Origin of the sequence: Henriciella sp., from assembly GCF_029936995.1 — a bacterium.
Taxonomy (GTDB): domain Bacteria; phylum Pseudomonadota; class Alphaproteobacteria; order Caulobacterales; family Hyphomonadaceae; genus Henriciella.
Genome location: NZ_JAPYRE010000003.1, coordinates 347702 through 365136, shown reverse-complemented (window position 1 = coordinate 365136; position 17435 = coordinate 347702). Strand labels below are relative to the sequence as shown.

Here is a 17435-nt window from a genome sequence, read left to right as displayed (position 1 = left end):
TCTACTGGTTCTGACGCCGCAGGAAATCGCGCGAGGCTTCAAGCAAGGCCTCTCTTACTGACACATTTGCCGACTCAAGCGCTTCGGCAATGAAGGCTTCTGTGAGCAGTGCGCGTGCATCTGCCAGCGGAATACCCCTCTGCCGCATATAGAACAGCGCGGTTTCATCAAGCTGGCCAGATGTGTTGCCATGTGCGCACTCAACATCATCGGCGTATATTTCGAGTTCAGGCTTGGCAAAAATTTCGGCGCCATTATCCAGCAGCAATGCTTGGTGCTGCATATCGGCATCAGTGTATTGACCGACAGTACGCGGAACATGGAACTTGCCCTGAAAAACACCGCGCCCACCTTCCGGCACCGCACCTTTGGTCAATTGTCGCGTCACGCAGCTTTCAGCGCCGTGCAGAACATTGCTGGTAAAATCCACATGATAGCCTTTGGCTGGCAAGTACGCCGCGTTCAGGGAAGCCGACGCCTCCTCACCCGTGTAGGAAAGCCATGTCTCGATACGCGCCAGCTGCGCACCGAATGCCAGCGCAGTCTGCTCATACTGTGCTTCGGCCGCCAGGTTCACTGACGCTGTAATAGCCGTTGCCTCTTGCCTACTTCCGGTTTGCAAAAGCGTACGCGTGGCGCGAGCACCTTTCTGTAAACCGAATTCTGTGATTGTCGAACTCAGTCCGGCCCCACCAGTATGATTCTCGATCACGTCGACGCTGGCTCCCTCACGCACCACAAAAGCAATGCGCCCGAACGCCATTTTCGCGCTGGTGTAGGAAAAATCGAGAAAAATTGGCCTATCAACAGGCTTTGTGATCTCAACCTGCAGGACGTCGATGCGCTCATCCTGCCCGGTCAATCCAGCTGCAAGCGCCGCCATGGGCAAGGCATTCACATTACCAAGGGACTGACCTTCTGTTTTTTCAAACACATTCAGACCATCGGGCAACTCTTCAGGCACATGCCACCGCACGCCATCAAAGTGCAGGACTGCCGCATCGTCTGAGGGAGACAAGCTGATCGTGGACCGCTGCTCAGGTTCGCTCAAGGACTTAAGACCAGCGCGGAAATCACTCCATTTCCACTGCTCGAGTCGACGGTGCGGCAGGCCGGTCCGCTCAAAAACTTCAAATGCTCGTGCGCGATGACTGTCTTCCGGCAGTCCAGCAAAGCGCTCGATCAACTGGCTCTCGGCCCGTGTAGGTTCGTCAATACGCGTGTTGAGCTCTTTAGTCGTCAAGCTGGCTCTCCCAGGATGCCATCATAGCCTTCCCGCTCGAGTTGCTGCGCTAGTTCAGGTCCACCAGTTTTTATGATGCGCCCTTTCGCCAGCACATGGACCTTGTCCGGGCGGATGTGATCAAGAAGACGCTGATAGTGCGTAATCACAAGCATGCCCCGGTCAGGGCTGCGAAGCGCGTTCACGCCATCTGAAACAGTTTTCAGCGCATCGATATCCAGCCCGGAGTCTGTTTCGTCGAGAATCGCAAACCGCGGTTCAATCATCATCATCTGGAAAATTTCGAGCCGCTTCTTCTCACCCCCGGAAAATCCGACATTAACGGGGCGCTTGAGCATTTCGGAATCGATCTTCAATTTGGCACTGACTTCCCGCGCCTTCTTGATAAACTCCGGAGCGGAAATCTCCTCCTCGCCCCGCGCTTTGCGCTGGGCATTCATCGCCGCGCGTACGAATGTCATTACGGGCACGCCAGGGATTTCAACCGGGTACTGGAAGGATAGAAACACACCTTTTGCTGCGCGCTCCTCCGGCTCCATATCCAGCAGGTCATCACCTTCCAGAGTGGCGGTACCGTCCGATACTTCGTAACCATCACGACCGGTCAGCAGATAGGCCAGCGTCGATTTGCCCGCCCCATTGGGCCCCATGATCGCATGGACTTCGCCAAGCGGCACTTCGAGAGAAAGCCCATCAAGGATGGACTTTGCTTCGTCGCCCTCGCCTACGCGGGCGGAAAGATCGTTCAATTGCAACATGACGCGGATGTAGAGAGTACAGACAGCTTTTCAAAGCCCGTTATTGCCGCAGCAGGTCAGGAATCTCAGCGAATCCTGTCCAGACCATAGAAATCATAACCTGAAGTGGCCGCTTCAAGGTCGACTGGACTGACAAGAAAGGAGCCTATGAAGTGCAAATTCTCTTCCTGACCGAAAAGGACACGCTTCAACGCCGTGTTTATGGGTGTCGCGACCCCCTGGGGGCCGACCAGTACAAATGAATCCAGCCCCGGCTCATAACCATAGTGCTCGGTAAAATAGGGATTGTCAGAGATAAATCGGTCAAAACGTTCCCAACGCCAGTCCATATCCGAATTGGCTCTGATAACCTCGCCAAGATACAGCCCTGCAAACATGACCGAATTATCGCCACGTCCATCGCTGATGAGCGACTCTCCCGCTTTTCCTTCTTCGGCCTGGAGCCGATTGATTGTGTGAATATCGCGCAGCCAGGCATCCATCTCATCCAGACTCTCTAGTGAGAAATCGAGCTTCGACTTGTCCAACCTGTTGGGCAGGAGAATGAGACTGTTTCCTGCCGGAGAGAGGAACTCATCCAATGCTGGCTGAATACCTGCCACCTGGATCGCAGTGCTGTATGTCTCTCCTGTTGCCGGCGTCTGACGCTGAACCGCATAGGACGCAGATACCGTCTGCGCGCCAGATCCATAGCCATCATAAGGTATCCAGTATGACTCTGGGGGCGCCGTATTCGCGGCACAGCCACAAACCAGAAATAAAAAAATGAGCCATGAGCGCGCCATCGCAAGCCTCGGGAATCAATCTGTTACAGCAACATCATATCGTACCGAAGCAAACCGCATACCGTTCACTGAAGTGAGCCGGGAAATCCGCCTTTCGGAAAATTAGTGCCCTCCTGGAGAGGTTACGCGTCGAAATCGCGCATCAAGTCGCCCTGTCCGGGCTCAAGCACATGCCACCATTCACGAAACTCGCAACATTTGCCCTGCTCGAACACAGCCTTGAGGATTCCCTCAATTCGCACAGGGTCATCTGTGCCCTTGCGGGTGAACCTGCAGGCCCACTCGGCCCAGCCAGTTTCGCCCTCAACAGTTATCAGCTTGTACGAGAACTGGGGCGCCTCTTGTCGAGACATCGCTTCTTTCAAGGCGCTACGGATTTCTTCATGACCACTTTTTGGTGCCTCAAAGGGGGCCCAGTGATATTCTGCAGTGTCAGTGAAAAGCGGCAGGTACGCGTCAGGATCGAGAGCCTCCCAAGCGGCCCCATAGGCAAAAAGCCAATCCTGAAATGCCTTTCTGCCCATATGCACTTACCTTCGTATACTGTGAGTTGATATGTGGCTATCTAGCCGACACTTCCCTCAAGACTGACCTCCAGAAGGTTCTGCGCCTCAACTGCAAACTCCATGGGAAGCTTCTGCATTACGTCACGCACAAACCCGTTCACGAGCAAGGCGACAGCCTCTTCTTCACCCAGTCCACGCTGGCGGGCATAAAAGAGCTGATCATCTGAGAGCTTTGTGGTTGTGGCCTCATGCTCAAGCTGAGCATCCGCACGACGGTTCTCGACATAAGGGACGGTGTGTGCCCCACAATCCCCGCCGATAAGCAGTGAGTCGCACTGGGTAAAATTACGGGCCTTTTCGGCATTCTTGTTTACCGACACCAGACCACGATAAGTGTTATCGGAGCGTCCAGCCGAAATTCCCTTCGATATGATGCGCGAGCGCGTGCGCTTGCCAAGGTGGATCATCTTTGTGCCAGTATCAGCCATCTGATGTCCGTTGGTGACAGCGATCGAGTAAAACTCTCCTGTACTGTCATCACCGCGCAGGATGCAGGAAGGATACTTCCAGGTCACCGCAGAGCCCGTCTCAACCTGTGTCCAGCTGATCTTCGAACGTGCCCCACGACAATCGCCACGTTTGGTCACGAAATTGTAGATGCCGCCCTTGCCATTTTCATCGCCCGGCCACCAGTTCTGGACAGTCGAATATTTGATCTCGGCATCTTCCAGTGCCACGAGTTCGACGACAGCAGCGTGAAGCTGGTTTTCATCCCGCATCGGGGCCGTACAGCCTTCAAGATAGGAGACATAGGCTCCTTTATCCGCAACAATAAGCGTGCGCTCGAACTGACCTGTATTCTCGGCATTCATCCGGAAATAGGTCGACAATTCCATCGGGCAGCGCACCCCTTCTGGCACGTAGACGAACGTCCCGTCCGAGAAGACAGCACTATTGAGAGTGGCGAAAAAATTGTCCGATTGCGGCACAACCGATCCAAGATACTTTTTTACAAGCTCAGGATGCTCGCGCAGGGCCTCCGAAATGGACATGAAAATCACGCCGGCCTTTTCGAGTTCCTTGCGAAAAGTCGTGGCCACTGAAACCGAGTCGAATACGGCATCGACTGCAACTTTCGAGCTGGTAGCACCGCCCCGGGCCTCTGCTGCTGTCTCAGCAGCGCCTTCAACACCGAGAAGCACTTCCGCCTCGCGGAGCGGGATGCCCAGTTTTTCATAGGTGTCGAGAATTTCCTTCGGCACGTCGTCAATGGACTCGTATTTGGCCCCGCGCTTTGGCGCCGCATAATAATATAAGTCCTGATAATCGATCTGCTCGTACTGAACTTTAGCCCAGCCCGGCTCAGTCATCGTTTTCCAGCGCTCAAACGCCTTCAGACGCCAGTCCAGCATCCATGAGGGTTCGCCCTTCTTGTCAGAAATAAAGGCGATGACCTCCTCATTGAGGCCTTTGGGAGCATATTCTGTTTCAATGTCGGTCTGGAAGCCGGCCGAGTAATTCTCCGATTGCAGCGCTTTAGCTGCAGCGACTGTACCGGCATCAATGCCTTCCTTGACCTTCACATCATCAGCCATGTCAGGCTGTCTCCTTCATATTGCGGCGCCGGAGTGCCTCGAGCCAGGCCTCCGCCGTATGCTCGAAATCTGTTTCTTCACTCCTCCACCCATAGCTGGTGCGTATTGCACATTCCGCAAGGGCGTCCGAGGCCCCCATCGCAGACAGCACAATGGATCTTTTCACCTTGCCGCTTGAGCAGGCAGAACCTGAAGATACGGCCACTCCTGCAAGATCCATTGCCATGACCTGGGTCTCAGCTTTGAAACCATTATACGCGAAATTGGAAGTATTAGGCAGTCGTGGTGCCTTGCGCCCGAAAATCGTCACGCCAGCTTCTGACACGAGCCTGGCTTCCATACGGTCGCGATACCACCCAATTGTACGCATGGTTTCCATATCCCCTGCGGCGGCTTCTGCTGCAGCGCCGAAGCCGGCAATCCCTGACAGATTTTCTGTGCCCGAACGTAGTGAACGTTCCTGTCCGCCACCAAAGAGTGTCGGCAGCAAGGGAGCGCCGCTGCGCATCCACAACGCGCCTGCCCCTTGAGGCCCACCTGCCTTGTGCGCCGAAAGCGCCAGGTAATCGACCCCGAGCATGGAGACATTCAGGGGTATCTTGCCAAGCCCCTGGACGCCATCACAAATGACCAGCCCACCAGCCTCCCGGACCAAGCTTGCAGCTTCCGAGACGGGCTGGATCACACCGGTTTCATTATTGGCAAGCATAAGCACCAACACTGGCAGGCCGGCCGCCTTCGTGTCCCACTTTGCCAACCGTTGTCTCAAGCCATCCAGATCAACCTGCCCGTCATCGGTCGCATAAACAGTTTCCAGATTAGCACCAGCATAGCCGGCATTCTTGCTCGCGGCCTCATGCTCGATTGCCGATACGAGCAGCGTGCAATCGTAATCGAGTTTTCGCACGACGCCATGAATGGCCAGAGAAAGCGATTCCGTGCCGCCGGAGGTAAAAACGATATCCTGCGGAATTGCCCTTATGGCCGTGGCAAGCTGGCTCCTGGCCTTTTCAAGAATCTTCCTGGCTTTACGTCCCGGGCCATGCACGCTCGAAGGGTTCGCTCCGACCTCCAAGGCTGCGAGCATTGCATCGCGCGCTTCAGGCCTGAGAGGGGCAGTTGCATTATAGTCTGCGTAGATCATGGGCTCCCCTTTATGATATCACGCAGCGGGCTTACACAAAAACTTGCATTTCCTTGCCGCTTTCGCCTAAAGCGCCCACTTCAAAATATCGATTTCCACACCGTAGAGAGGCGCCTCTCATGGCAGAACTCATCATTCCGGGCCCGGCTGGCCGCATCGAAGCCCGTTATACAGAGCCTCCACAGGAAGGTGCGCCAATAGCATTGATCCTGCACCCACATCCGCGCGCTGGGGGAACAATGCAGGATCCAATCGCGATCCGCCTGTACCAGATGTTCGAAAGACGCGGCTTCGGTGTGCTGCGTTTCAACACCCGTGGCGTGGGGCGCTCGCAGGGCGTCTATGACCAGGGTGTCGGCGAGTTGGAAGACGCTGCTTACGTCCTCGACTACATGGAGAACCTGACCGAAAGCCCGCGTTTCGTATGGTGCGCGGGTTACTCTTTCGGGGCCTGGATCACGCTTCAGCTTTTGATGCGCCGGCCGGAGATTGACGGCTTCCTGGCCATTGCCCCGCCATGCAACCACTATGACTTGGCATTCCTGGCACCATGCCCTGCTTCTGGCCTCATCATCTCTGGCGAAAATGACAAGATTTCCAGCCCGAAAGATGTTGAGCGGGCGCTGACGAAAGTCCGTGTCCAGAAGGGCGAGATCATTGAGCGGGACTCAATTGCCGGTGCCAACCACTTCTTCCAGGACAAACAGGACGACCTGATTTCCAAGTGTGAAGCTTATGTCGATCGTCGCCTTGTCGAAGACGAACAGAAAATGCGCGCCGAAGCCGAAACCAAGAAAATCCGTGGTCAGGCCGCCATCCCCGATCACTCCGATGAGGAGTCTGACGAGGATGATGATTCCGATGAAGATGAGGACAACTAGGGTAATAGCCGTCCGCCGGTGAGGGGGCGATCCACACTTGTTGTCCCCGGCCAGCTGATCGGAAGATTCCGCAGGGTCCGCACGGCCAGGAAGGCAAATGCCTGCGCTTCTATCGAGTCACCCAGCCAGCCAACATCTTCTGCTGTCATCACTGCACACTGAACACGTGATCTAAGCTCGCGAATGAGTTGCGGGTTATGACGACCACCTCCACAGACTATGATCTGGGCTGGTTGTTCCTCCAGCCCTCTGACAGCATGCGCGACGGCTTCTGCGGAAAAAGCCGTCAGTGTTGCAGCGCCATCCTCAAGTGAAAGCCCCCGTGCGAGGCTGGCATTGAAGTCGAAACGGTCAAGGCTCTTCGGCGGGGCCTCGTCAAACCATGGATGCGCCATCCACTGTTTCAACGCACCGTCATGCACACGGCCTGCTGTAGCCAGAGCGCCGTTCATATCGTGGGTACCAGCCTCATGCCCCTCGACCCATTCATCGATCGGGCCATTAGCCGGCCCTGTATCGAAGGCGAAGAGGCTTCCATCGCTCTTGCGATATGTGATGTTGGCCACACCTCCGAGATTCAAAACGGCCGCCCCTTTACCAAGCGACAGCCTTCGCAAGAGCGCTGAGTGATAAGCAGGCGCCAAGGGAGCACCCTGCCCGCCTTCAGCGACATCCCTGGAGCGAAAGTCATAAGCCAGCGGCGTCTCCAGCGATGCGCGCAATGCCTTGTCATCAAGCAGTTGCAGCGTGGCTCCTGCCCTTTTTGCTGTCGGGGCCCGGTGAAGCACCGTTTGGCCATGAATGCCGGCGATTGCAGGTGCAGGGCCATGCCAGGTCTCAAGCAGCTGCGCCCAGGCACTGGTATGTGTCTCTGTAAGGACCGCTTCAGCAGCTTCGAAAGCATGTTCGGGAGCCGGCCCTTCCCACCAGTTCCATTGCCGCGCAGCCGACACGGCCTGCTTCAGTATGTTGCGTTCCTCAGGCGTGTATTTGCGCTCCGCTACCGGGCCAAATTCCAAAACATCGACCCCATCAGTCAGGATCAGCGCCGCATCTACCGCGTCTAGCGATGTGCCGGACATGAACCCAGCCGCCCATACAGGCTCGAATTCAGCATTATACTGGTTCAATCTCTGTCCCTCTCGTGCTAGCTGCGCTCTTTCCGATAGGGGAGTCGAGCTTATGGGTCAGTTCAAATCCGTGTTTCTTCAGACACTTGAAGACCGTGGTTTCACCAAGCAAATCACGCATAGTGATGCCCTTGATGCATACTGCGCCAACGGCACACCCATAGGCTATATCGGATTCGATGCTACAGCTGACAGTCTCCATGTCGGTCACCTCATGCAGATCATGATGCTACGCCATCTGCAGAGATGCGGTGGTAAGCCGATCGTGCTCATGGGTGGCGGCACGACCAAGATCGGAGATCCAACGGACAAGGAAAAGTCTCGTCCACTCCTCACGAACGAGCAGATCGCGGACAATATTGCCGGTATCCGTAAGGCTTTTGAGCCCTTCCTGAAGTTTGGTGACGGGCCAACCGATGCGGTTATTGTCAACAATGCAGACTGGCTCGACAAGCTCAGTTACATTGAAGTTCTGCGCGATATTGGGGTTCACTTCACGATCAATACGATGGTGAAACAGGAAACCGTTGCGCGGCGCCTGGAAAACGAGCAGCCCTACACGTTCCTAGAATTCAATTACCTCCTCCTCCAGTCCTACGACTTTCTTGAGCTTTTCCGCCGCCAGAACTGTCGCCTGCAACTCGGTGGTTCCGACCAGTGGGGGAATATTCTCGGCGGCGTGGATCTCGTACACAAGGCTGATAGTGGCGACGTTTTCGGACTGACAGCGCATCTCATCACAACCGCCTCCGGCGGAAAGATGGGCAAGACGGCTGACGGCGCTGTCTGGCTTAACCCGGACCGGAAATCGCCTTACGAGTACTGGCAATTCTGGCGCAACACCGAAGACGCCGATGTCGGACGCTTTCTGCGCCTGTTCACCGACCTGCCTATACAGGAGATCGAGACACTCGAAGCTCTCGACGGGGCCGAAATCAATGCAGCCAAGATTGCACTGGCCAATGCCGCGACGAGCCTGATGCACGGCAAGGATGCTGCAACTGAAGCCGAACGGGCCGCGTCTGCAGTTTTCGGTTCCGGGCAAACGGATGAAGCCATGCCGACGACTGAAATTCCCAGAGCTGAGTTGGTGAACGGCATGCTCGCAGCGGCTGCATTCCAAGCTGCAAACCTTTCAAAGTCTAACGGCGAAGCAAGGCGTCTCATCAAGCAGGGTGCAGCCAGGGTGAATGATAAACTGTTGAACGATCAGAACGCCCAGATCACCGAGTCGGATCTGAATGAAGATGGGACGCTCAAACTATCAGCCGGCAAGAAGAGGCATGCCCTTATAAGGGCTGTCTGACGCCTGAATCTTCATGCCGGAAGATGAGTCATGCGGATTGCACTGAACAAGGCATCAAAGCGCCCTTTGTGTTTCTCACTCAGGCCCACAGTCAGGCGGACATTGCCGTCGTTTAGAAACTCTTCGCCTGTGACGGAGCCATGCTCGTGAAGCCATGCCCGCGCTGCACCGTCTTTTGGCGTGAGCAGAAGGGAATATTGCTCCAGCTCTTCACGAATGGAGTCGGCAATCAGCGCCAGCAGGTCTTCTATTCCTTCACCCCCTAATGCAGACGTCACGACGGCTGGAGTTTCAGGGAGACCTGAGCGCGCGGAGAGACGCAACGTTTCCTGAATATCGTCCGGGAGCAGGTCGAACTTGTTCCAGGCCTCTATGATTGGAGGCAGCGCTTCGCCGGTCTCTTCCTGCAAGGTTCCGAGAACCTTCAGAACATCCTGCTTCCTGTCTTCATCAAAAGGACTTGAGCGATCCCTGACATGTATCAGCAGATCGGCTTCAAGTGTTTCTTCCAATGTGGCCCGGAAACTCTCAATCAGGTGCGTGGGCAAGTCGGAAATGAAGCCCACCGTGTCCACGAGAGCCGCATCACCGAAATTCGGGAGCTCGAACCGGCGTATTGTCGGGTCCAGCGTCGCAAACGGCATGTCCCGGGCAAATACATTGGCCCCGGTGAGCCTGTTGAAAAGCGTAGACTTCCCAGCATTGGTATAGCCAACCAGCGCAACAACCGGAAATCCGGCATCCTTGCGGCCGGAGCGTTGAAGCCCGCGTGTCCGCTTGACTTCTTCGAGGCTGGCCTTGAGGGAATCCAGCTGACGATCAAGCATACGGCGGTCAGCCTCGAGCTGCGTCTCACCCGGCCCGCCCATGAAGCCGCCACCACCTCTTTGCCGCTCAAGGTGGGTCCAGGTTCTTACAAGTCTCGAGCGCTCATAGGACAACCGGGCAAGTTCAACCTGGAGCTTGCCTTCCTTCGTGCGCGCCCGAAGACCAAAAATTTCAAGGATCAGCCCGGTACGGTCGATGACCTTGCACTTCAGAGCCTTTTCGAGATTGCGCTGCTGGACAGGCGTGAGCGAAGTATCAACAACGCAAAGCGTACAGCCCTCAGCGTGTAAGTCACTGGCAAATCGTTCCATGATGCCGCCCGACAGAAAGTGGGATGCACTGGGTTTGCGAACATGCTCTGCGCGGAGAAAAGCGAGGTTGCAACCAAGAGCCTCAACCAGCCCGGCGGTTTCCGTAAGGCGCTCACTGTCAGGACGTTCCGTGGGATGTGTCCACGGAATGATTACACCGGCCCGGTCCTGGGGCGGCGTGCGGTCAATCGGCTCTGCGCTCAATCAGACTCCGAATCCTGGTCCTCATCGTACAGTTGCACAGGAGCACCTGGCGCAATGGTCGAGATGGCGTGCTTGTACACAAGTTGCGGTGGCCGCCCATCGCCGCGCAAAAGGACGCAGAAATTGTCAAACCAGGTGACAACGCCCTGAAGCTTTACACCGTTCACGAGAAAAATCGTCAGCGGTGTACGTGATTTTCGTACGGCATTCAGGAACGTGTCCTGCAAGTTTTGTTTTTTATCTGAAGACATGATCTCAGCCTGTTCGCTATGCGTTTTCGCAGGCGCTATCCGGATTGTCTTACCTTGGCAAGTCCCGAAGCTTTCAGCGCCGCCAAAATGATGCAGTAAGCAACGGCATGAATGCCAATACTTCGAGTCTGCCCAAAATCATTCCCAGGGCAAGCCACACTTGCGTGACTTCATCACCGGCTAGCCGCCCAAGACCAATCAAGTGCCCTGCATTCGTCAAACTGCCCACGGTATTCGAAATCGCGTTCTCGAAGCCCGAACCGCTGAAAGAAAAAACCAGAAGCCCCCCTACGCAGGCGATAATATAGGCGACAAGATAAACCCAGACACCCATTATCGTCCGGTCAGACTGAACCCTTCTGCGAAATTCGAACTTGAGCAGAGACTTCCTGAATCCCATACGGAGAAATTCCTGTCCGACCCGGCGGCTAAGCACGTAGACCCTGGCGAGCTTGATCCCACCTGAAGCCGATAGCGCTGCCCCGCCAATCAGTGGCGGTGCCAGCTGCAAAGCAAGTGGCAGGGCATGCGTCGTGGCAGGTGACACAAGCGCAATACCGCTGGTCGAGAGGGAAGATACAGCCCACCCCAGCGCATTGAATGAACTCAACCCCGAGAATGAAGCGAGTATCGCAAACATCACCACGGCCGCCACAAATGTACCGAGTTCGGGATCACGGATCCAGTTGCGCATGTTACCCGTGGACATCAAAAGCAGCACGAAAAGTCCCAGCGAACCGAGTAGCAGCCCGATGATAAGCCCGATTGCCCGCGCCTCATTTGTGACATCCCTGTTGACGGCCTGAGGATCCGCAAGACCGGTACTGAACGCGCTTACGGCATCGAGGAAAGCCGTATTTGCTGATACGCCGCCAATGACCTCAATCGCGAAGACTATGAGGATGCAAACACTTGCTACCATCACCGTCGCACGCAGCACCCGCGGTATGGAATCGAAGAAACTCCGCTCGGACAGGCTAAAAAGGTATGTCCGGTGAATACCCGGTCCATCCAGGTTCAAGGCAGCGAGGATTGTCGCGGCGAAGGTTATGGTCGCCACAGCCCCTATCAGGTGCAGAAGAGCGCGCCACATTACCAGCGATGCCGGCATCGGCAGGTCTTCCGGCAAAAAGGCCGTATGGCCTGTCGTCGTCAGGCATGAAACGGCCTCATGGATCGCTGTAATGACACTGCTATTCGCGACCCCCATCAGAAACGGAGGGGCGCAAATCAACGGGGAGACGAACCAGAACAAGACCATGAAAGCGAGCCCGTCAGAAGGCTGCGCACGCCGCTTGGGCGTTCCAGCCAGGATCATTGCTGCCGCAGAAACCGTAGCCATCAGAACCGCAGTTGTAATGAAAACGAGAAGCTGGGCCGTCTCTCCAATAATCATCGCCGCCAATGCACAGATGACCATTGCGCCCGCATAAATCAGGCCACTAAACGACAGCATTCTGATGAGACTTGAATAGTTCATGGTGGGAAATGTTCACCTTTCAGGGGCAGACCATTCTAGAAGAAGTCGGCGCTGACCCTGAAGAACTGCTCGACCTTGCTTGTCATGTTCCCCTCGTAGAACAAGAGGACGTGGTCGTTGGCACGCGGTCTTACATCAGGCCCCGCAAAGATGACCTCGTTCTCCCTGAGAATGGCCGCAGCCGTTATGCCTTTCGGCATGTCATCATAGTCGAGTGACTTGCCGATCAGCGGAGAAGTCTCCAGCGTCACCCCTTCGGCGATTTCGGCAGCCCCGTCTTCCAGCGACTGCAGCGCGAGAATCCTGCCACGACGCATTTTCATGAGAATACGCGAAACGGTCAGGGCTTTCGGGTCCAGAACGGCGTCCACATCCATCTCGCGCGCCAACTGGGCAAGCTCTGGGGCATTGACTAGCGCCAGCGACCTCTTGGCGCCCATCTGCTTTGCCAGTTTGGAGATCAAGATATTCGCCTTGTCATCGTGGGTGGTCGCAATAACGAGGTCGGCTGTCGGCGCATCAGCTTCCTCAAGGATAGAACGGCTTAGCCCGTCTCCGTGAATGACAATCGTACGATTCAATTCGGAGACAGCGTTCTCTGCCTGGTTGATATCTGCCTCAACAACCCGAACACGTACATCCGCCTGCTTCTCCAGGCCGCCTGCCACATACAGGCCCACATTGCCGCCTCCGACGACCACGACACGGCGCATTTCATCTTCTGGCCGGTTAAAAATACTGTTCAATCTGTGCGAGTGAGATTTCAGGACCGCAACATAGGCTGTGTCACCAACTTTAAGGTGGTCGTTTCCGCGCGGCGCGAAGACTGTATTCGAGCGGCTGATACCCACCACTCGCGCATTCAGGCTTGGAAACAAGCCCTGAATCTGGTCCAGGGCGGTATCCAGGACGGGGCTATCCGGTAGAACTTCGACACCAACGAGCTGCACGTCACTACGTCCGAAACTGACACTCATCATTGCGCCCGGTGTCTTGAACCGCTGCAGGATAGCGTCCCCGACCTCAACTTCAGGAGAAATCACCAGGTCGATGCCAAGCCCTTCCCGGGAGAACAGTGAGCGCCAACCGGGCTCCAGATATTCCTGCGCCCGGATGCGGGCAATTTTTGTAGGCACAGAAAACAGTGTGTCGGCTACCTGACAGATCACCATATTAATCTCATCAGAATAGGTGACAGCGATGATCATATCGCATGTGTCACCGCCGGCCGCCTTCAGAACGTCCGGGTGACCTGCATGCCCTTGCAAACCACGAACATCAAGTTCGGTCTGGACCAGATCGATCAGGCGCGGATCCTGGTCAATCATGATGATGTTGTGGTTCTCGCGCGCCAGTCGTCTGGCTATACCCTGGCCAACCCGGCCGGCACCGCAGATGATGACTTGCATATAATCAGGCTTCCGAACGGTTAGATGAGGCGTTTACACCAAGTGCCTTCAATTTTCTATGTAGCGCGGAGCGCTCCATACCGATGAATTCGGCTGTTCGCGAAATATTGCCATCGAACCGCGTGATCTGGAGCGTCAGGTATTCTCGCTCGAATTGCTCACGGGCATCCCGCAGGGAAAGCCCAACCAGTTCAGCTGAAGCCGACGGCCCTTGCTGTCCTTCAATGGCCTGGCGGTCCTGAGGCAGTTCATCCACCGACACCGCTCGTTTAACATCGTGTGGTGACAGGATCAGAATACGTTCGACGAGGTTTTTCAGCTGGCGCACATTGCCGGGCCACTCCATCGATTGCAGGACGGCGATGGCCTCACTCGAAAAGCTGCGGGCATTCAGACCAGAGCTATCGGCAATACGTGCCGTGAAATGCTCAACAAGAGCGGGAATATCATCACGGCGCTCAGCAAGGGACGGAACCCTGATGGGAACGACGCTCAGTCTGTAATACAAGTCTTCCCGAAACCGCTTGGCTTCGATCTCGGCTTTCAGATCCTTTGTGGTCGCCGACATCACGCGAACATCAACACGGACATCCGACTTACCGCCAACCCGCTGGAAGCGTTGCTCCGTCAGAACACGAAGAATCTTGTTCTGCGTACCCAACGGCATGTCTGCGACTTCATCGAGCAAAAGCGTGCCATCGTGCGCCTTTTCGAAAAGGCCGATACGGCGTGGGCGCCCATCGGTGTCCTCTTCGCCAAAAAGCTCCTGTTCCATCCGGTCTGGAGCGATATTCGCCGCGCTGACAACGACAAACGGACCATTCTGACGATTGGAATGGGCATGTACGAGACGGGCTGTGAGCTCTTTCCCGGCGCCGGCAGGCCCGAATATCATCACGCGCGAATTGGTCGGCCCGACCTTGCCTATTGATGTTCGCAATCCGGCCGCTGCGGCGCTGGTACCGATCCAGTCGTCACTGCTGACCACCATTGTTCGCAAGGATGCGTTTTCACGCTTGAGCGCGGTCGATTCCAGAGCCCGCTCAACAAGATGCAGGAGGCGGTCCGCCTTGAAGGGCTTCTCAATGAAATCATATGCGCCACGGCGGATAGCCGCCACGGCGGTTTCAATATTGCCGTGGCCGCTGATAACGATGACAGGAATAAGCGGGTCAATCGATTTCAGGTATTTCAGTAAGGACAGGCCATCCATGTCGCTGCCCTGAAGCCATACATCGAGGATGACCAGGCCCGGTGCTCGCATCCTGACTTCCTCAAGCGCTTTTTCTGCCGTGGCAGCACTCCTGACAGTGTACTCCTCATCTTCAAGAACTCCGGCGATCAGTTCGCGAATGTCGGGTTCGTCATCAACAATAAGGATGTCGCTCGTCATTGGTAAGCCTCCGCATTATCGGCTTCGCTCATCGCCGCAAGTTCAGTCTTCTTCGGCAGGACAATTCTCACCCGTCCGCCACGCATGCCATCCGGTCGTTTTTCCAGAACGATCGACCCGCCATGGTCCATGATGATACGGTTCACGATAGCAAGACCGAGGCCGGTCCCTTTCTCGCGGGTCGTCACATAAGGTTCAAGCAAACGATCCCATGCCGCCTCGGGGAAGCCCGGACCGTTATCCTCAATTACGATCTCGACGGCGTCCCCCTGATCCTCAGTCGTGATTTCAATCAGCCCCTGTGTTTCGCTGCCTTGTGGCAGACGCTCAATCGCCTCAGCGGCATTCTTCACGATATTTCCAATTGCCTGTGCGAGAAGCCGTTCATCTCCGGAAACGATCAACGTTTCATGCGTGTGAGAAATCTCCACCTGTATCTCAGGGCTTACGACGTGCTGCGCAAAGCCGGTTTCATCAAGCAGTGTCGCGAGGTTGAACGTCTTGAGGGTCGGTTTCGGCATCCGGGCAAAACCTGAAAACTCTTCAACCATACGCCCGATATCGTTGACCTGACGCAAGATCGTATCGGTACAGCGCTCAAACACGACGTCGCCTTCTGGTACATACCGGGTATACCTGCGCCGCAGCCGCTCTGCAGACAGCTGGATTGGCGTCAGCGGATTACGGATTTCATGAGCGATCCGTCGGGCCACATCACGCCAGGCCAGTTGGCGCTGCGCGTTCACAAGGCGCGTTGCGTCATCAAAGGTGAGCACCAGCCCGCCCGTCGTATCCTTGGCCACTTTGAGACGGAAGTGCCGGTTCCCATTGGGTTCGTGCACATCCAGTGAAGCATCAATCGGATACCCGCTCACCATCACATCGGAGGTGTATTTCTCGAATGCTGGAGCCACATCGCTAAGGATCTTTCCCTCAAGTGGCTCATCAACACCAAGAAGCTTCTGCGCTGAAGGATTTGCAAGCGTGATACAGAGCTTTTCATCAACACGCACGACACCTGCGCTGACTTCTTCCAGCAGCGTTTCCAGAAAGAGCCGGCGATCCTCTGCTTCTTCCCGTGCAGATATGAGGGCTGATCTCTGGGCGCCGAGCTGCTCTGTCATGACATTGAACGAACGTGTCAGCGCCCGGACTTCATCCTTGCTGCTTGGCAGTGGTACGCGCACATCCAGATTGCCATCCCGTACAGACTGGGCACCATAAGCCAGGCGGCCGATCGGCCCTGTGATCCGGCCTGCCGCCTCGAGCGCAAGACGGATTGCAAGCAGCAGAACAAGAGCCACGATCTGACCATAGGCTACGACAAACAAAGTCTGCGACCGCGCGCTCAGTTCTCCAGCGATACGGTACTCCTCAAGCGCCTGCTCGGCCCGGCGCAACCGTGCGAATGCATCCCGGTCCAAAGGCTTTGCAAGGTAGAGATAGACATCCTGCATCCCCTGCAGGCGAATAAGCGAGCTTGCAAAGCCTTCACTTTCCTGAAGCGAGAGGATGACTTCACCCGTGTCTGCTTCGTCAAACATGCTTTCAGTAGGTTCGCGATAGAAACCGCTGCCGCCTGTATTCTCGCCAATAGCGAGCGGAATACCATTCCTGTCGATAACATAAGCTGCCGGCATATTGCGCACATAGGCCTGAATGCCGAGATAGGAGGCAAACCTGTCAGGATCTTCTGTCAGGCCTTCGAGTGCATTGTTCACGTCCTTCGCCATCAGCCGCGTGTCTTCTTCGAGAACATCGCTGTACTCCTCGACATTCTCCTGCGCCACGGCAGCCGTCTGCTCGACAAGGGTCACGATCCGCTCACCAAACCACGTGTCAAATCCTCGCGAAATCGCTGCCCAGAGGAAAAGCGAAACGACAAGTGCCGGGATAGCGGCTGACAAACCGAAAAGAAGCAGAAAACGACGTGCAAGCCTGGCCCCGCCTTCCCCGCGCTTGGCCGTGCGAGTCGCGATGTACCGCTGGATAATGATCAGCGCGAGGATGCCGATGATCGCTGTATTCACGATCAGCAGGACTTGGACGTCCCGACTGACAGGATCGATTGGGTCCATGTCCGAAACCGCAACGAATGTTACGGTCACAGCGAGAAAGGCGGCCACAAGAAACAGCCACTGGAACAGCCGCCAGCCGGACTGGGTATTGTTCGCCTTCAGGAAGCCGACCAAACTTTACCTCGCGCAGCAT

The 17435-nt window shown here is 55.9% G+C and carries 15 protein-coding genes; 2 read left to right on the top strand and 13 right to left on the bottom strand.

Annotation, left to right across the window (positions count from 1 at the left end):
* Position 1: 1 nt before the first annotated feature.
* The 6 genes from Q1K31_RS08945 to Q1K31_RS08920 form a co-directional block, all read right to left on the bottom strand.
* Complete coding sequence (locus Q1K31_RS08945; protein WP_300378904.1) at positions 2-1243, bottom strand: SufD family Fe-S cluster assembly protein; 1242 nt, start codon at positions 1241-1243, stop codon at positions 2-4.
* Complete coding sequence (sufC, locus tag Q1K31_RS08940; RefSeq protein WP_300378903.1) at positions 1240-2001, bottom strand: Fe-S cluster assembly ATPase SufC; 762 nt, start codon at positions 1999-2001, stop codon at positions 1240-1242. Before sufC ends, Q1K31_RS08945 begins: the two co-directional genes overlap by 4 nt.
* 65 nt (positions 2002-2066) lie before the next feature.
* Positions 2067-2603, bottom strand: coding sequence for a hypothetical protein (locus Q1K31_RS08935; RefSeq protein WP_300378902.1), 537 nt, complete (start codon positions 2601-2603; stop codon positions 2067-2069).
* Between the two features lie 305 nt (positions 2604-2908).
* The gene (locus Q1K31_RS08930; RefSeq protein ID WP_300378901.1) at positions 2909-3310 is read right to left on the bottom strand and encodes a nuclear transport factor 2 family protein; all 402 of its coding nucleotides are present in this window, start codon (positions 3308-3310) and stop codon (positions 2909-2911) included.
* 41 nt (positions 3311-3351) lie between these two features.
* Positions 3352-4887 carry a Fe-S cluster assembly protein SufB gene (gene sufB / locus Q1K31_RS08925; protein ID WP_300378900.1) on the bottom strand — a complete coding sequence of 512 codons (1536 nt, stop codon included), beginning with the start codon at positions 4885-4887 and terminating at the stop codon, positions 3352-3354.
* Between the two features lies 1 nt (position 4888).
* Entirely contained in the window at positions 4889-6031 is a 1143-nt protein-coding gene (locus tag Q1K31_RS08920) for a cysteine desulfurase family protein (RefSeq protein ID WP_300378899.1), read from the bottom strand.
* 119 nt (positions 6032-6150) lie between these two features.
* Between Q1K31_RS08920 and Q1K31_RS08915 the strand changes: the two genes are divergently transcribed.
* Entirely contained in the window at positions 6151-6912 is a 762-nt protein-coding gene (locus tag Q1K31_RS08915) for an alpha/beta hydrolase (RefSeq protein ID WP_300378898.1), read from the top strand.
* Here the strand turns inward: Q1K31_RS08915 and Q1K31_RS08910 are convergent.
* Complete coding sequence (locus Q1K31_RS08910; protein WP_300378897.1) at positions 6909-8042, bottom strand: anhydro-N-acetylmuramic acid kinase; 1134 nt, start codon at positions 8040-8042, stop codon at positions 6909-6911. The two genes, Q1K31_RS08915 and Q1K31_RS08910, sit on opposite strands and share 4 nt — an antisense overlap.
* Before the next feature lie 52 nt (positions 8043-8094).
* On the opposite strand from Q1K31_RS08910, the gene tyrS reads away from it, so the two are divergent.
* Complete coding sequence (gene tyrS, locus Q1K31_RS08905) at positions 8095-9348, top strand: tyrosine--tRNA ligase (protein ID WP_300378896.1); 1254 nt, start codon at positions 8095-8097, stop codon at positions 9346-9348.
* Positions 9349-9359: 11 nt separating this feature from the next.
* Here the strand turns inward: tyrS and hflX are convergent, their stop codons facing one another.
* From hflX to Q1K31_RS08875, 6 genes are all read right to left on the bottom strand, one after another.
* Positions 9360-10691 (bottom strand): GTPase HflX, encoded by a 1332-nt coding sequence (gene hflX, locus Q1K31_RS08900; RefSeq protein WP_300378895.1) that lies wholly within the window; start codon positions 10689-10691, stop codon positions 9360-9362.
* The gene (gene hfq, locus Q1K31_RS08895) at positions 10688-10942 is read right to left on the bottom strand and encodes an RNA chaperone Hfq (protein WP_300378893.1); all 255 of its coding nucleotides are present in this window, start codon (positions 10940-10942) and stop codon (positions 10688-10690) included. Before hfq ends, hflX begins: the two co-directional genes overlap by 4 nt.
* 73 nt (positions 10943-11015) lie before the next feature.
* Complete coding sequence (locus tag Q1K31_RS08890) at positions 11016-12197, bottom strand: hypothetical protein (protein ID WP_367187549.1); 1182 nt, start codon at positions 12195-12197, stop codon at positions 11016-11018.
* 260 nt (positions 12198-12457) lie between these two features.
* Positions 12458-13831 carry a Trk system potassium transporter TrkA gene (gene trkA / locus Q1K31_RS08885; RefSeq protein WP_300378891.1) on the bottom strand — a complete coding sequence of 458 codons (1374 nt, stop codon included), beginning with the start codon at positions 13829-13831 and terminating at the stop codon, positions 12458-12460.
* Positions 13832-13835: 4 nt separating this feature from the next.
* Entirely contained in the window at positions 13836-15224 is a 1389-nt protein-coding gene (locus Q1K31_RS08880) for a sigma-54 dependent transcriptional regulator (protein ID WP_300378889.1), read from the bottom strand.
* A complete protein-coding gene (locus Q1K31_RS08875; protein ID WP_300378887.1) occupies positions 15221-17416 on the bottom strand; it encodes a PAS domain-containing sensor histidine kinase in 2196 nt (731 codons plus the stop codon). The genes Q1K31_RS08880 and Q1K31_RS08875 overlap by 4 nt, the downstream gene beginning before the upstream one ends.
* Positions 17417-17435: the final 19 nt, after the last annotated feature.

Excerpts from the sequence above, each read along its gene's own strand:
- Q1K31_RS08915 (WP_300378898.1), top strand. The coding sequence starts at position 6,151 with ATGGCAGAACTCATCATTCCGGGCCCGGCTGGCCGCATCGAAGCCCGT.
- trkA (WP_300378891.1), bottom strand. The coding sequence starts at position 13,831 with ATGCAAGTCATCATCTGCGGTGCCGGCCGGGTTGGCCAGGGTATAGCC.
- Q1K31_RS08880 (WP_300378889.1), bottom strand. The coding sequence starts at position 15,224 with ATGACGAGCGACATCCTTATTGTTGATGACGAACCCGACATTCGCGAA.
- sufB (WP_300378900.1), bottom strand. The coding sequence starts at position 4,887 with ATGGCTGATGATGTGAAGGTCAAGGAAGGCATTGATGCCGGTACAGTC.
- hfq (WP_300378893.1), bottom strand. The coding sequence starts at position 10,942 with ATGTCTTCAGATAAAAAACAAAACTTGCAGGACACGTTCCTGAATGCC.
- Q1K31_RS08920 (WP_300378899.1), bottom strand. The coding sequence starts at position 6,031 with ATGATCTACGCAGACTATAATGCAACTGCCCCTCTCAGGCCTGAAGCG.
- tyrS (WP_300378896.1), top strand. The coding sequence starts at position 8,095 with ATGGGTCAGTTCAAATCCGTGTTTCTTCAGACACTTGAAGACCGTGGT.
- Q1K31_RS08930 (WP_300378901.1), bottom strand. The coding sequence starts at position 3,310 with ATGGGCAGAAAGGCATTTCAGGATTGGCTTTTTGCCTATGGGGCCGCT.
- sufC (WP_300378903.1), bottom strand. The coding sequence starts at position 2,001 with ATGTTGCAATTGAACGATCTTTCCGCCCGCGTAGGCGAGGGCGACGAA.